Source organism: Kitasatospora sp. NPDC047058, assembly GCF_040643935.1.
In the GTDB taxonomy this organism is placed as follows: domain Bacteria; phylum Actinomycetota; class Actinomycetes; order Streptomycetales; family Streptomycetaceae; genus Kitasatospora.
Genome location: NZ_JBEYVJ010000174.1, coordinates 1 through 14,999 on the forward strand (window position 1 = coordinate 1; position 14,999 = coordinate 14,999).

Consider the following 14,999-nt stretch of genomic DNA (forward strand, 5'->3'; position numbering starts at 1 on the left):
CGCGCCCACCTGCGAGAGGCCGACTGGCTCATCGAGGCCGGCACCGGGCCCGTCGTGAAGGCGTGGCGCCTGTACGAGCACGCGCCCGTCGAGGATGCGCCCAGCCGCCCGGAGTCGGTCGTCCCGGCGGGCTTGCCGTCGATCGAGACCAGGTACCGGCCCTCGCCCGGGGACCAGGTGAAGGTGAAGGAGGCGGCCGGCATCCGCGCGGTGAGGGTGTCGGCCGGCGCCCCGCCGGCCGGCGCCGGGCCGAAGCGGAAGCCGACGTCGCGGGCGGCGGCCGCGTCGGGGAAGTGCTGCAGGATGCCCGACGGCACCACGTACTGGTTGAACGGCGGCACGTCCCACCGGCCGCGGAAGAACGAGTTGTCCTGGGCCGGGGAGCAGTTGAAGAGGTCCGCCCGGGCCAGCACGGGCAGGAACTTCGTCTGGGCGCCCGAGTACGCGAAGTCCACCTTCCCGTACTGCTGGAGGACCGGCAGGTCGCTCTCCCGGGCGCTGCGCACCGGGCCGATGCTGTCCCCGGGCGGCAGGTGGTTCGAGTCGTAGACGGCGAGGAAGCGGGAGAGCCCGCCCTCGACCTCGATCGCGTACACGACGTCGGCGGCGCCGAGCCCGGTCTGCGGCCGGGCGTTGACGATGTTGTCGACCTTCACGGCCAGGATCCGGCCGGCCCCGCCCGGCAGCCCGGTCAGCGGCGACACCGCACCGCCGGGGGACTCCGGTGCGGACGGCGTCGGCGGCACGGACGACGGGGGCGCGCCCGGCGGGGCGGAGGACGGCGGGGCGGAGGACGGCGGCGGAGCCCCCGAGGGGGCGGGCGAGCGGCCGGCCACCACCGGCAGCAGCACCGCGAGGAGCAGGACAAGGGCGGTCAGCAGGGCGGCACCGACCCGCTGCGCGCGGGAGAGCGAGCGCCACCGTGCGGACAGCCGCTCGACGGTTCTCGCGGTCGGCCGCGGAACGATGATCATCCGGGTGAACGGCCTGTCGGTGTAGGCCGATAGGGTGGCGACCATGGCACCGCGTCCACTGAACGAGATCGTCGAGCCCGGCTGGGCCACCGCGCTGGAGCCGGTCGCCGGGCGGGTCGCCGCCATGGGCGACTTCCTCCGCGCCGAGCTGGCCGCCGGCCGCACCTACCTGCCGTCCGGGCCGAACGTCCTGCGCGCCTTCCAGCAACCCCTCGCCGACGTGCGGGTGCTGATCGTCGGGCAGGACCCGTACCCGACACCCGGCCACGCGGTGGGGCTGAGCTTCTCGGTCGCGCCGGACGTGCGGCCGATCCCGGCCAGTCTGATCAACATCTTCCAGGAGTACGGCAACGACCTCGGTCTGCCGCAGCCGTCCAACGGGGACCTCACGCCGTGGACGCAGCAGGGCGTGCTGCTGCTGAACCGGGCGCTGACCACCGCTCCGCGCAAGCCGGCCGCGCACCGCGGCAAGGGCTGGGAGGAGGTCACCGAGCAGGCGATCCGGGCGCTGGTGGCGCGCGGCGGCCCGCTGGTGGCGATCCTCTGGGGGCGTGACGCGCGCAACCTGCGCCCGCTGCTGGGGGAGGTGCCGGCCATCGAGTCGGCGCACCCGAGCCCGTACTCGGCGAACGGCGGCTTCTTCGGTTCGCGGCCGTTCAGCCGGGCCAACGAGCTGCTGGTGCGGCAGGGGGCGCAGCCGGTCGACTGGCGGCTGCCGTGACGCGCCGTCCTCCGTCGCGTGCCGGGGGCGCCGTCACGCGTCGGCGGCCGTAGCAGAGCCCGGTCACGCCGGAGCGTCAACCTCACCCTAATGAGTGAAATGACGTTCTGTGTGACTCATGTGACGGATTGTTCGAGAAGACTGGCGGCTCATCATTTCCGTCGTGGGGGTGCCGCCATGTCTTCTCGCCGAATCGTTTCTGCAGCCGCCGTCGTCGCGGCCTGCACTCTGCTCACCGTCCCGCCCGTCCAGGCCGCCGAAGCGAGTCCGTCACCCGGCAGGGCGCGCGCCGTCACCGCCGAGCTCGACCTGGACGTCAGCCTGCTGAACAAGGCCGTGGACGTCCCCGTGAACATCGCGCTGAACAAGGTCGAGACCCCGGCGCAGCGCGACGGCTCGGTGCTGACCGCCACGGTCGACGGGGTCGACCAGCAGGGGCCGGTCACCCTGGTCAAGGCGGACGTCGGCCGGTCGGTGACCACGGCCGACGCCAAGGGCACCGCGGCCTCGGTCAAGCTGGTCAACGCCGACGTGCACGCCCCCGGCCTGCCGGCCACCACCCTGCTGGGCCTGGAGGCGCTCAGCTCCGAGGTCACCTGCCCGGTCGACGGGCAGCCGACCGCCAACGTGGTCGCGCCCGCGAGGCTCACCGTCCTCGGCAAGCCGGTCACCGTCGGCCTGTACGGGCCGACCAAGGTGGACGTGCCGCTGGTCGGCAGCGTCTCGGTGGAGTTCTCCCGGCAGACCACCACCTCGTCCACGGCCGCCGCCTCGGCCCTGGAGGTGCAGATCGAGGTGAATCCGCTCAACCTCAACGTCGCCAAGGTCACCGGGAGGATCACCGTCGCCTCGGTGAGCTGCGAGAAGCCGTCCGGGCCGGCCACCCCGACCCCCACCGCACCCGCACCGACCGGCACCCCGGCCGTGCAGCCCGTCGTGGACACCACCGCGGGGGCGCCCACCGGTCGCCCCGCGGCCCCGCACACCACCGCGAGCGCCACCGGGGCCGGGGGCAACGCGGCCGCGGGCAACCTCGCCGCCACCGGCGGCAGCAGCGTCACCGTCCCGCTCGCCGTCGGCGCGGCCGCCCTGGTCGCGGTCGGCTTCGGCGCGCTCCGGGTCACCCGCCGCCGGGCCGCCCACGCCCGGCGGCACTGAGCGGAGCCCCCGTCGCGGGCGGGAGTGCCACCGGTGGCACTCCCGCACCGTAACCGTGCCGACGCGGACGGTTGGTTCACCTGGGCGTTACATGAGAGGAACAACCGGGAAACGGCGGCTTGCAACGCTACGCGGGCACCCACCACCCAGTAATGCGAGGTACACCGCCGTGGCAATCAAGGCCGAGTACATCTGGATCGACGGCACCAAGCCGACCGCCAAGCTCCGTTCCAAGACTCGCGTCCTGGCCAGCGCGGACAAGATCCCCACCTGGGGCTTCGACGGTTCCTCCACCAACCAGGCCGAGGGCCACGCGTCGGACCGCGTGCTGGAGCCGGTCAAGGTCACCAAGGACCCGATCCGCGGCGGCGACAACATCCTCGTCCTCTGCGAGGTCCTGGAGACGGACGGTACCCCGCACGAGTCCAACACCCGCGCCCTGCTGCGTGAGGTGCACGAGAAGTACGCCGCTCAGGAGTCGATCTTCGGCATCGAGCAGGAGTACACCTTCTTCAAGGGCTCCCGCCCGCTGGGCTTCCCGGAGGGCGGCTTCCCGGCCCCGCAGGGCGGCTACTACTGCGGTGTCGGCGCCGAGGAGGTCTTCGGCCGCGAGATCGTCGAGCTGCACCTCGACCGCTGCATCGACGCCGGCCTGGCCATCTGCGGCATCAACGCCGAGGTCATGCCCGGCCAGTGGGAGTTCCAGATCGGCCCGGTCGACTCGCTGACCGTCTCGGACGACCTGTGGATCGCCCGCTACCTGCTGTACCGCACCGCCGAGGAGTTCGGCATCGACGCCACCCTGGACGCCAAGCCGGCCCGTGGCGACTGGAACGGCGCGGGTGCCCACACCAACTTCTCCACCAAGGCGATGCGCGAGGGCTACGACGCCATCATCACCGCCTGCGAGTCGCTCGGCGCCTCCCAGGAGAAGGTCCTGGAGCACGTCAACCAGTACGGTGACGACATCCAGTCCCGCCTGACCGGCAAGCACGAGACCGCCCCGTGGAACGTCTACAGCTACGGCGTCTCCAACCGCGGCGCGTCGGTCCGCATCCCGTGGCAGGTCGAGGTGGAGCAGAAGGGCTACATCGAGGACCGTCGCCCGAACGCGAACATCGACCCCTACGTCGTCACCCGCCTGCTGATCAACACCTGCTGCGAGGCGCTGGAGAAGGCCGGCCAGGTCTGATCCGCCCCCTCCGTCGTACGGCCGTCGGCCCTTCCCCGCCCGGGGGAGGGCCGACGGCCGTTCCGGCGTCTCCGCCCGCGGTGGCCTACGCCAGCCCGCCGGTCGCGCGGAGGTTCTGGCCGGTGACCCACCGGCCGTCCGGGCCCGCCAGGAACGCCACCACGTCGGCGATGTCGGCCGGCTGCCCCAGCCGCCGCAGCGGTGTCATCCCGGCGACCGCGTCCAGCGCCTCCGCCGGATTGGTGCCGCGCAGCAGCTCGGTGTCGGTCGCCCCCGGCGAGACGGTGTTCACGGTGATCCCGCGCGGCCCGAGCTCCTGCGCCGCGACGGCGGCCAACTGCTCGACCGCGCCCTTGCTCGCGACGTACGGGGCGCTGCCGGGGACGGGCCGGACGGTGTTGACCGTGGAGATGTTCACGATCCGGCCGCCGTCGCGCATCGACCGGGCCGCGTGGCGCACGGTCAGGAACACCGCCCGCGCGTTGACCGCCAGCACCCGGTCGAACTCGGCCGGCTCGGTCTCGGCGATCGTGGCCCGCGCGAAGGACGTCGCGGCGTTGTTCACCAGGATGTCCAGCCCGCCGAGCAGCTCCCCGGCCTCCCGCATCAGCCGCTCGGGCCCGTCCGGATCGGCCAGGTCCAGCCGGAGCGCGTGGACCGTCCCGCCCTCCGCGCGCACCGCCCGGACGACGTCGGCCGCGGCGTCCACGGCGGTGGCGAAGTTGAAGACGACGTCGGCGCCGTCGCGGCACAGGCGCTCGACGATCGCCCGGCCGATGCCGCGCGAGCCCCCGGTGACGACGGCGGCCTTGCCCTTCAACACGGTTCCTCCACGGGTGTGCGGTATCCGATCACGGGACGAGCCGTACCCGGACGCACCCGGCCGTACCCCTGCCCCGGTTCCGCGGCTCAGGGGATCCGGAACTCCTGCGACTTGTTGCCGGGCGTGCAGGTGGCCATGGTGACCTGGTTGCCCGGGCCGTTGTCGGTCATGCAGGACTGGCCCATGTAGTCCTTGAGAGAGAAGGCGCCCGGCGTGCTCGCCGCGGCGACCGTCCAGTTGGTCAGCACGCTGAACCCGCCGGAGAGCGTCACCCGCCCGTCCTGCTCCTGGACGAGGAGCGGGCCGCTCAGGTTGCACGGGGTGAAGTGGTACCAGCCGCCGGGGTCCGGGTCCGAGCGGACCCAGCCGTACGCGGTGTTGCCGCCCATCAGCACGCCCTGGCCGCCCGACGGGGTGTCCTTGGAGAGGCCGAGCTTCTGGCCGGACGCCACGCTGACGATGGCGCCCCACTTGGTGCCGCCGCAGCCCGGCGGCGTGCTCGGCTGCTGCTGCGGTGCCGGGTCGGCGGGCGCGGGCTGGTTGCCGGCGGCCGGCTGGGCGGGAGTGGCGGCCGGGGGCTGGGCCGTGGTGCCGTTGCCTCCGCCGGTGACGCCGGTTCCGCCTGCTACGGCTCCGGCGCCGCTTCCGCGGGTGGGCGTGCCCTGGCCGGCGGCGCTCGGGACCGGGCTCCCGCCCGCGGGCGGGGTGGCGGCCGGCGCGGTGGTCGCGGGAGGGGTGGCGGCCGCCGGAGCCGTCGCGGGCGGGGCCGTCGGTGACGGGGTGCTCGGGCCGGCCGTGCCGGAGGCTGCCGGGGAGGGCTGCTGCCCGGCCGGTGCCTGTGCCTGGGACCTGAAGGGCGTGTGGTCGATCAGCAGGGCGGTCGTGGTGCCGGCCGTGATGATCACCGGGATGACGATCGGGACGAGGAAGCCCCGTCGCTTCCTGCGCGCGGTCGGCTCGGTGGCGGCGGCACGGGGCTCCACCGGGCCGGCCTCGCCCACCGCCTCGGCGGGTTTGACGGGCTCGGCGGGCCCGGCAGCTCCGGCGGGAACCGCGGCCGCCGAACCGGCGGCCGGGGCGCCGATCGCCGCCCGTGCCGCGGCCGCCATCACGGCGGCGTCGGCGAAGCGGTCCTCCGCCTTCTTCGCCAGCGCGGTGGCGACGAACCTCCGCACCTCCGGCGGGAAGTCCGCCGGCAGCTCCGGAGCCGGCTCCCGGAGGTGCTTGAGCGCGACCTCGAGCACCGACTCCCCGTCGAACGGCGGCTGCCCGGTGAGCAGTTCGAAGGCCACCACGCCGATCGAGTACAGGTCGGAGGCCGGTGTGACGGCCTTGCCCTCGGCCTGCTCCGGGGCCATGTACAGCGCCGTGCCGATCACCGCGTGCGAGGCGGTGATCCTGGTGCTCGCCACGGCCCGGGCGATGCCGAAGTCGGTCACCGTCACCCGGCCGTCGGGGCGGAGCATCAGGTTGGACGGCTTCACGTCGCGGTGCACGATGTCCTGACGGTGTGCGGCGTGCAGCGCGTCCAGCGTGGTGGCGAGCAGGCCGAGCGCCCGCTCCGGCGGCATCGGCCCGTCGTCGGTGAGCACCCGGTCCAGCGGCTGCCCGTCGACCAGCTCCATGACGATGTAGGCGACCCGGTCCTCGGCATCTCCGCCGCTCTCGCCGTAGTCGTGCACGTCGACGATGCCGGGGTGCCTGAGCGCGGCCAGCAACTGGGCCTCGCGGCGGAACCGTTGGACGAACGCGCCGTCCTCGACCAGCCCCGGGTGCAGGATCTTCACTGCGACCCGGCGCGCCAGCACCTCGTCGTCGGCCTGCCAGACGGAGCCCATGCCCCCGCCGCCGATCCGCCCGGTCAGCGTGTACCGCCCCCCGAGCACCGTCCCCCGGCTGCTCATGCCCCTGCCCCCATGTGTCATGCCCGGCGCGTCGTGCGCGGCGCGCGTGTCATGCCCGGCCCAACCGGCCCGCTCGGTCGCACAGTCTGCCAGAGCGGCGTCCGGGGGCCGGTCCCGCCCGTGCTCAGGGGTGTGCTCCAACTCCGGTCGCAGGGAAGGCCGGTGGTCAGGGGTTCGTTCCGGTGAGGTGCTCAGACGCCGGGGACGGCCTGCTTGGGGTCGGTGTGCCAGTTGGTGACGACCGGCTTGTCGACCTTGATGCTGCCGACCGGAATGCTCACCGGATTGGGGTCCTGGCTGCCGATGGCGATGATGACGTCGCCGAACTCGACCGCCTGGTTGCTCTTGGTGCTCTTGGGGTTGACACCCGCGTAGGCGGCCTTGGACCCGCTGAGGGTGATCGGTTCGCCGACCGCCTGCTCGGCGTTGGCGGCCTCGATGCCGGCCGAGCCGAAGGCGATCACCGGGTGCGCGCCGGACAGGGTGCAGGTGATGCCGGCCTTGGCCTTCGCGGTGATCAGCACGTAGCCGCCCGCCTGCATCTCCAGCTTGGCGGAGAAGGTGAGGTCGTTGGCGCCGCAGGCCTGGCCGCCCTTGTCGCCGGGCGCCGGGGCCGAGGGCTTTGCCGTCCCGCCGGCCGAGGGCTTGGCCGACGTGCCGCCGGTCGCGCCGCCGGAGGCTCCGCCGGCGGTCGGGGCGGGGGCGGCGGAGCCGGTGGCCGCACCGGTCGCGGGAGCCGTGGCCGGGGCCGCGGTCGGGGCCGCGGTCGGAGCAGCGGCTGCCGAGCCGCTGTTGTCCGGCCCGCAGGCGGTGGCGGCGGCCGCGAGGGCGGCGACCGTCGCGGCGGTGAGAGCGATTCGCGAGCGCATTGCGGTCCAACTTCCGTCGTCCGAAGGGATCGTGTTCGGATATGACGGTAGGCCAGGTTCGTTCACCGCCCGGTGCGCAAATGTTCCCGATCCTGTTTCAGCTGCCGGAGGATCCTGCGCCCTGGGCGTCGAGGTGGGCCCGGCCGAGCGGCTGGTCGGGCGCCTCGTCCAGTACCCCGCCGAGCGGCTGGTCGAGTGCCTCGTCCAGTACCCCGCCGAGCGCGGCGAGGAAGCGGTCGGTGGTCTCCCGGTCCCGGACGGCGATGCGCAGCCAGTCCGGCCCGAGCCCCGGGAAGGTGTCGCCCCGGCGGACGGCGAAGCCGCGCTCGCGCAGCCGTTCGCGGACGGCGGCCGCGTCCGGCAGCTCGACCAGCAGGAACGAGGCGGCCGGCGCACCGTGCACCCGGACGGCCGGGAAGGCGGCGAGGCCCTTCAGCAGGTGTTCCCGCCGGTCGCCGAGCTCGTGGGCCGCCTGCTCGGCCTCGGCCAGGGCGGCCGGGGTGCTGCACGCCTCGGCGGCGGCCAGGGCGGGGGTGGAGACCGGCCAGAGCGGCTGGGCGGCGGCCAGGGCGGCGATCAGCGGGGCCGGGCCGAGGGCGTAGCCGATCCGCAGGCCGGCCAGGCCCCAGGTCTTGGTGAGGCTGCGCAGCACGACCACCTGTCCGGGCAGGTCCCGTACACCGGCGAGGGATTCGGTCTCGCCCGGCACGGTGTCCATGAACGCCTCGTCGACCACCAGCGTGCGGCCGGGCCGGGCGAGGGCGGCCACAGCCGCGGCCGGGTGCAGGACGGAGGTCGGGTTGGTCGGGTTGCCCAGGACGACGAGGTCGGCGTCGGCGGGCACGTCACCCAGCCGGAAGCCGTCGGCGGGGGAGAGGAGCACCCGCTCCACCGGGTGCCCGGCGTCCCGCAGTGCCGCCTCCGGTTCGGTGAACTGCGGGTGCACCACGGCGACCTGACGTGGAGCCAGGACGCGGGCGAGCAGGACGAACGCCTCCGCCGCCCCCGAGGTGAGCAGTACCTCCGCCACCGGCCGCCCGTGCCGGGCCGCGACGGCGGCGCGGGCGCTCGTCTGGTCGGGGTAGGCGGCCAGGTCGCCGAGCGTCGCCGCGAGGTGCTCGCGCAGCCACTGCGGCGGCGTGCCGGTGCGGACGTTGACGGCGAGGTCGACCAGGCCGAGGCCGTCGGCGCGCACCTCCGCGTCACCGTGGTGGCGGAGGTCGTGGTCGGCGGTGGTCACGGGCGGTCTCCATCGACGGTCGGTACGGCGGTCGGAACAGCGGTCGGAACAGCGGTCGGTACAGCGGTCGGAACAGCGGTCGGTACGGCGGGCGCAACAACGGGAGAGGCGGCGGGAGGGGCGGCGGGCAGGCCGGGGACCCGGACGAGGTCGTAGCCCTCGGCCGGCGGCGGGTCGTACGCGAGCCCGTCCCCGAGGGCGACCAGGGCGACCGCCTCCCGCCGGGTGGCGAGTTCGACGGCCCTCCCGGCACAGTCCTCGGCGGTGGAGGCGGTGAACCGGCGTGCACCCGGCCGTAGGAAGCCCGCGGCGAACTCCAACGCGCCCGGCGCGCCCACCACGACCGTGGCGCGCCGCAGTTCCGCCTCGGCGCGCGGGACGACCAGGTCGCGCTCCCCGGGGCCGAGGCCCACCACCACGAGCCGTCCGCGCACCGCCGCCCGGGCGATCGCGACGGTCACCGTCGCACTCTTCTGCTTGGGGACGACGATGGCACCGCCGGGCGCACTCGCCAGCGCGGCGGCCTCCGCCACACTCGTCGTGCCGACCGCCGCGCCCACCGCGGAGGACGGGTTCGGCACCGTGACGGCCGCGAGCTCCTCGGCGGTGTGCTCGTCCACCGGCAGGCCCAGCAGGGCGGCGGCGCCGCGGACGGCCGGGTGGCCGCCCTTGCCGGCCAGCGTGGCCAGCCGGGCGAGCGAGCCGTGGTCCAGGCCGGCCTCGGCGAGCACCGCGCGGATCAGCCGCGTCACCTCGGGCGGTGCGGTCGCCTCGCGCAGGCCGATCCCGACCACCAGGTCACCGGCGTGCAGGCGGGGGTGCGCGGGCGGCGGCGGGAAGCCGCGCGCGCCCTCGTCCCCGTCCCGGGCCGGCCCGGCCGGCGCGGAGCGGTGCGCGGCCCGTCCGCCGGTGACGACCGGGCAGGTGCCGAGCAGGGCCGACACCTCGGCGGCCAGCTCGTCCGCGCCCCCGGCGCGCCCGGTCAGCGACACGGCGAAGCGCCGCTCCGGATCCACCACGACCAGGCCGACCGCGCCGCCCCCGCTGTCCAGGCCGACCCCGCCGGCCGTGCGCCCGTCCGGTCCGGCAGGCGGACGCCGCAGCAGCAGTCGTACGATCGACCCGACGGGCGCGAAACAGACCAGCTGCCGGCACTCGCCCAGGGCGCGTTCCAGGACGTCCCCCGGGCCCTCGCCGTCCTCCCCCACCCGGTACACCGTGCTGCCGGCCGACCACAGCGCGTGCAGTTCCCCGGCGAGCGGGCGACCCGCCTCGCCCAGGGCCAGCAGCCCGATCACGTCGCGTTCCCTTCACCCGGCGGCCGCCCGCCGGCCGCCCGGCAGCCGTCCACCGGCCGTTCGCGGGCCGGTCGACGGCCCGTGGAATCCCACCACGCCCCTGATGGACGGGTCAATCGAGGCGCCTGTGACCTCCACCGCCCCCACCGCCACCCCGCGACGGCTGTTCGCCTGTTCTTCATGTACCTCCGGCGGTACCCGCCACCGCCGCGCTCCTACTGTTTGCGGCGCTCGACCGGCACCACCCCCGCCGGGGTCCCCCCGGGCCCCGGCCCGTCCCGACGCACGGAGGACACCATGCCCTTCGCACGACTCCGCTCGAACAACAGCCGCCCGCGCCGCACCCTGACCGCCCTCGGCTCCGGCCTCGGCCTCGTCGCCGGCTCGCTCGGCCTCTGGGCCGCGACCGGTACCGCCGCGCAGGCCGCCGCGCTCCCCGCGCCCGACCACGTGGTCGTCGTCGTGCTGGAGAACCACGCGTACTCGCAGATCATCGGCAGCTCCAGCGCGCCGTACATCAACAACACCCTCAAGGCCGGCGGCGCCACCCTCACCCAGTCGTACGGGATCACCCACCCCAGCGAGCCCAACTACTACCAGCTGTTCTCCGGCTCCAACCAGGGCCGCACGGACGACAGCTGCGTGCCGGTCGGCTCGATCGGCGCCCCCAACCTGGGCTCCGAGCTGATCGCCGCCGGCAAGACCTGGGGCAGCTACAACGAGGGCCTGCCGAGCCAGGGCTCGACCGTCTGCAGCAGCGGCAGGTACGCCCAGAAGCACAACCCGTGGTTCGGCTTCAGCAACGTGCCGACCAACACCGCGTACACCATGACGCAGTTCCCGTCCGACTACAGCACGCTGCCGAAGGTCTCCTTCGTCGTGCCGGACCTGTGCAACGACATGCACGACTGCTCGGTCTCGACCGGTGACACCTGGGTCAAGAACAAGCTCGGCGCGTACGCGACCTGGGCCCAGACCCACAACAGCATCCTCGTCCTGACCTTCGACGAGGACAACAAGCTCTCCGGCAACCGCATCCCCACCCTCTTCTACGGCGCCCACGTCACCCCGGGCTCCACCACCGCCACCACGTACAACCACTACAACGTGCTGCGCACCCTGGAGGACCTCGCCGGGCTGACCACCCACGCGGGCAACGCCAACACCGCCGCCACCATCTCCGGCATCTGGAACTGACGCCCGTGTACGTCGCGGACTCCCGCAGCTCCAAGGCCCCTGCCCCGGCCCCCCGGCCGGGGCAGGGCCCCCGGCGGCCCGACGGCGGGCACGGCGGGAGGGCGGCCGCCAGGGCCACCCGGGCCGCCGTACCGGGCACCGTACTGGCCCTCGGGACCGTCAGCCTGGTCACCGACGTCTCCTCCGAGATGGTCAGCGCCGTCCTGCCGCTCTACCTCCTCACCGGGCTCGGCCTCTCCCCGCTCGGCTTCGGACTGCTGGACGGCATCCAGAACGGCTTCAGCGCCCTCGTCCGGCTGGCCGGCGGCCACCTCGCCGACCGGCGCGGCGCCGACGGCGAGCGCCGCCACAAGGCGGTCGCGGTGGTCGGGTACGGGCTGTCGGCGCTCTGCAAGCCGCTGCTGCTGCTCGCCCACACCGTCCCCCTGATCGGCGCCGTGCTCGCCGTCGACCGCACCGGCAAGGGCCTGCGCACCGCCCCCCGGGACGCGATGATCTCGCTCGCCACCGAACCCGAGCACCGCGGCCGGGCGTTCGGCGTCCACCGAGCGATGGACACGGTCGGCGCGCTGCTCGGCCCGCTCGCCGCCTTCCTGGTGCTCCGCCTGGCCGGCGGCCCGCTGCTCGCCGACGGCGGCGAACGCCACGGCTACGACGCGGTGTTCACGGTCAGCGCATGCGTGGCCGTGCTCGGCGTGCTGGTGCTGCTGCTCTTCGTGCCGAACCGCATCCAGGACGCCGGGAACGAGGACGGACCGTCGGCCGGCTCCCCCCGGCTGCGCGACGGCCTCGCCCTGCTGCGCCTGCCCGGCCTGCGCCGGCTGGCCGTCTGCGCGGTCCTGCTCGGCCTGACCACCGTCAGCGACTCCTTCCTCTACCTGCTCGTACAGCGCCGGCTCGGCCTCGCCACCGGCCTCTTCCCGCTGCTGCCGCTCGGCACCGCCGCGGCCTTCCTGCTGCTCGCCGTCCCGCTCGGCGCACTCGCCGACCGGATCGGCCGCCGGCTGCTCTTCCTGGCCGGCCACGGCCTGCTGCTCCTGGCGTACGGGCTGCTGCTCTCGCCGCTCAGCGGGCTGCCGGTGGTGGTCTGTGTGCTGGTGCTGCACGGCGCGTTCTACGCCGCGACCGACGGCGTGCTGGCCGCCGCCGCGGCCGACGCCGTCCCGGCCGACCAGCGGGGCGCCGGGCTCGCCCTGGTCGGCACCGGGCAGGCGCTCGCCCGGTTCGCCTGCTCGCTGGTGTTCGGCGCGCTGTGGAGCGCGGTCGGCGGCACCACCGCGCTCGCCTGGTCGGCGGCCGCCCTGGCCTGCTGCGTGGCCGGGGCGACCCTCGTCCTCCGGGAACCCGCCTCCCCGGCCGTTCCCGCCGCTCCCGCCGCCGCTTCCCCCACCGATCCCGAGGTGCCGTCGTGACCGAGCCCCTGCCGAACCGCACCAGGGTGCTGATCCTGCTCGTCGCCGTCCTGCTGCTCGGCACGGTCGGCACCGGCGCGGTGCTGTACGCCTCCGACCGGGCCGCCGAGCGGGACCAGGTCCAGCCCGGCGGCCCGGTGGTCACCCCCGGCCCGGTCACCCTCCGGCCGGGCCCCGCCCGCACGCTCGTCTTCCGCAACATGGCCTGGGGTCCGCACCGCGACGAGCTCGCCACCGTCCCCGCCGACCACCCGGACGGCCCGCGCACCTCCTCCGGCGTCCAGTGCCTGCGCTTCCACACGGCGGGCGGCACCGGCATCTGCCTGCAGGCCCAGCACGGTGCGCTCCAGGACAGCTACCGGGCCGTGGTGCTGGACGAGCACCTGAAGGAAGTGCGTTCCTTCCCCGCCGCCGGCATCCCCACCCGCTCCCGCGTCGCGCCCTCCGGCCACCTCGCCGCCTGGACGGTGTTCGTCAGCGGCGACTCCTACGCCGGCACCGACTTCTCCACCCGCACCTCGATCGTCGACGTCCGCGACGGGAACCTCCGGGACAACCTGGAGACCTTCGAGGTCATCAAGGACGGCAAGCCGTACCGGGCGCCCGACGTCAACATCTGGGGCGTCACCTTCGCCGACGACAACACCTTCTACGTCACCGTGGCCACCGGCGGCCAGACCTACCTCGCCCGCGGCGACCTCGCCGCCCGCACCCTCACCACCCTCCACGAGAACGTCGAGTGCCCCTCGCTCTCCCCGGACGGGACGCGGATCGCCTACAAGAAGCGGGTGGCCGACGCCCCCGCGGACGCGCCCTGGCGGCTCTACGTGCTCGACCTCGCCACCATGACCGAGACCGCCACCGCCGAGCAGCGCAACATCGACGACCAGGCACTCTGGTCCGACGCCTCGACGCTGCTCTACGCCCTCCCCGGCGATTTCGGGGCCGACCTGTGGACGGTTCCGGCGGACGGCGGGGGTGCCGCCGCACGGCTGCTCGAAGCAGCCGTGGCCCCGGCCTATCCGGGCTGATGGGGCCGGTGGGTACCCGCCGGAACGGCGAGCGTAGGGTCCACGTCGAGCAGTGCGAGTGGCCCGAGGCGGGGGAGCTGGAGCGGTGAAGGACACGGGGCGGGCTGTGCCCGAGCGGATGGTCGGCGAATCCTGGCCGGCGCTGCACGGCCGGCCGGTGCTACGGCGGACGATCGCGATCAGTCTCGTGCTCTGCATATCGGCCGCGGCGGCCCTCGCCATCCGCGGCGTCAACGCGCTCACCCTCGGGCGGGGCGTCATCGAGACCGACCGCGACCGCGCCGAACTGCTCGCCGGCCTCCACCCCTCCCAGCACCCGGGCGCGGGCCGCTACTACGTACCGGTGGGCGCGGTCTACACGCACCTCGCGGACGGCGCGCCGGTCGCCTACCTGCACTACCGGCTGGTCGGCGGCCAGGACGTCGGCCTGGGCGACTTCCTCCGCACCTACGACCTGCCCGCCCCGGGCCCGAGCGCCACCCTGCCCGCCGACCTGGCGGCAGCCCTCGGCGGGGACGAGCCGGCCGAGGCCCTGGAACTGGCCGAGCCGTCTCCTTCCCCGGCCCCCGTCGTCTCCGACTCGCCCTCGTCCGTCCCCTCGCCCTCCCTGGCCCCGCCGCCTCCGCCGTCGCCGTCGCCGTTGCCGTTGCCGTCGTCACCGTCGCCCGAACCGACCGTGACCGAGTCACCGAGCCCGTCGCCGTCACCCTGCACCGACGACGAGGAGTCCGACGACGAGGCCACCCCGGAGCCCTCCGAAACCCCCGCGGCCGCCCACCCCTCAACGGGCCTCCAGTCGGCGGACGAGCCCCCGCCCCCGGCCACCGCCCCGTCTCCCACCGAGACCCCGACTCCGACCCCCACTGCGACGCCTACCCCTACCCCCGCCGCCGCTCCGGCCCCCACCCGCCGCATCTACGTCGCCACCACCCCCAGCGTCCCCGGCGCCGCCGACATCTACGTCCGCGCCACCGGCTGAGGAGCTTTCATCATCCCGGCGCGGCTCCGGCTGTGTCGCAGCTTCGTGACACCTCAGCGGGGCCGACGATCCGGGGCCGGGTGCGCGGTAGCCTGGCCGCTTTGCGGTTACGGGGGAGGGCTGAGATGGCGGGGACGGGGTACGAGGTTGATCCGCAGGCGCTGAAGCTGGCGGAGGAGGGCATCAACGGCGCGATCGGGG

Annotated in this window: 13 protein-coding genes; 7 read left to right on the forward strand and 6 right to left on the reverse strand. The window is 74.7% G+C overall.

Annotated elements, in window-relative coordinates; all coding sequences use genetic code 11:
- Positions 1–1,019, reverse strand: a 1,019-nt coding sequence (locus tag ABZ885_RS23800) for a DUF3048 domain-containing protein (protein WP_360192070.1), incomplete at its 3' end; no start/stop codon positions are given.
- Here ABZ885_RS23800 and ABZ885_RS23805 point away from each other — a divergent pair.
- The 3 genes from ABZ885_RS23805 (at position 1,018) to glnII (ending at position 4,045) form a co-directional block, all read left to right on the forward strand.
- Entirely contained in the window at positions 1,018–1,695 is a 678-nt protein-coding gene (locus ABZ885_RS23805) for a uracil-DNA glycosylase (RefSeq protein WP_360192073.1), read from the forward strand. The genes ABZ885_RS23800 and ABZ885_RS23805 overlap by 2 nt on opposite strands.
- A gap of 177 nt (positions 1,696–1,872) precedes the next feature.
- A complete protein-coding gene (locus ABZ885_RS23810) occupies positions 1,873–2,853 on the forward strand; it encodes an SCO1860 family LAETG-anchored protein (RefSeq protein ID WP_360192076.1) in 981 nt (326 codons plus the stop codon).
- A 169-nt stretch (positions 2,854–3,022) separates the two neighbouring features.
- Positions 3,023–4,045 (forward strand): glutamine synthetase, encoded by a 1,023-nt coding sequence (glnII, locus tag ABZ885_RS23815; RefSeq protein WP_360192079.1) that lies wholly within the window; start codon positions 3,023–3,025, stop codon positions 4,043–4,045.
- Positions 4,046–4,130: 85 nt separating this feature from the next.
- Here the strand turns inward: glnII and ABZ885_RS23820 are convergent, their stop codons facing one another.
- The 5 genes from ABZ885_RS23820 to ABZ885_RS23840 all read right to left on the reverse strand — a co-directional run bounded on the left by ABZ885_RS23820 (position 4,131) and on the right by ABZ885_RS23840 (position 10,179).
- Entirely contained in the window at positions 4,131–4,868 is a 738-nt protein-coding gene (locus ABZ885_RS23820; RefSeq protein ID WP_360192082.1) for an SDR family oxidoreductase, read from the reverse strand.
- 86 nt (positions 4,869–4,954) lie between these two features.
- Positions 4,955–6,772, reverse strand: a complete 1,818-nt coding sequence (locus ABZ885_RS23825) for a serine/threonine-protein kinase (protein ID WP_360192085.1) — start codon at positions 6,770–6,772, stop codon at positions 4,955–4,957.
- A gap of 191 nt (positions 6,773–6,963) precedes the next feature.
- Positions 6,964–7,641 (reverse strand): hypothetical protein, encoded by a 678-nt coding sequence (locus ABZ885_RS23830; protein ID WP_360192088.1) that lies wholly within the window; start codon positions 7,639–7,641, stop codon positions 6,964–6,966.
- 97 nt (positions 7,642–7,738) lie between these two features.
- Positions 7,739–8,881, reverse strand: a complete 1,143-nt coding sequence (cobC, locus tag ABZ885_RS23835; RefSeq protein WP_360192091.1) for an Rv2231c family pyridoxal phosphate-dependent protein CobC — start codon at positions 8,879–8,881, stop codon at positions 7,739–7,741.
- Positions 8,878–10,179 carry a cobalamin biosynthesis protein gene (locus ABZ885_RS23840; protein WP_360192094.1) on the reverse strand — a complete coding sequence of 434 codons (1,302 nt, stop codon included), beginning with the start codon at positions 10,177–10,179 and terminating at the stop codon, positions 8,878–8,880. Before ABZ885_RS23840 ends, cobC begins: the two co-directional genes overlap by 4 nt.
- 297 nt (positions 10,180–10,476) lie before the next feature.
- Between ABZ885_RS23840 and ABZ885_RS23845 the strand changes: the two genes are divergently transcribed.
- The 4 genes from ABZ885_RS23845 (at position 10,477) to ABZ885_RS23860 (ending at position 14,798) form a co-directional block, all read left to right on the forward strand.
- The gene (locus ABZ885_RS23845; protein WP_360192097.1) at positions 10,477–11,376 is read left to right on the forward strand and encodes an alkaline phosphatase family protein; all 900 of its coding nucleotides are present in this window, start codon (positions 10,477–10,479) and stop codon (positions 11,374–11,376) included.
- Between the two features lie 5 nt (positions 11,377–11,381).
- Positions 11,382–12,788, forward strand: a complete 1,407-nt coding sequence (locus tag ABZ885_RS23850) for an MFS transporter (RefSeq protein WP_360192100.1) — start codon at positions 11,382–11,384, stop codon at positions 12,786–12,788.
- A gap of 8 nt (positions 12,789–12,796) precedes the next feature.
- Positions 12,797–13,819 (forward strand): TolB-like translocation protein, encoded by a 1,023-nt coding sequence (locus ABZ885_RS23855; RefSeq protein ID WP_360192106.1) that lies wholly within the window; start codon positions 12,797–12,799, stop codon positions 13,817–13,819.
- Between the two features lie 85 nt (positions 13,820–13,904).
- Positions 13,905–14,798, forward strand: coding sequence for a hypothetical protein (locus ABZ885_RS23860; RefSeq protein ID WP_360192103.1), 894 nt, complete (start codon positions 13,905–13,907; stop codon positions 14,796–14,798).
- The last annotated feature ends 201 nt before the right edge of the window (positions 14,799–14,999 follow it).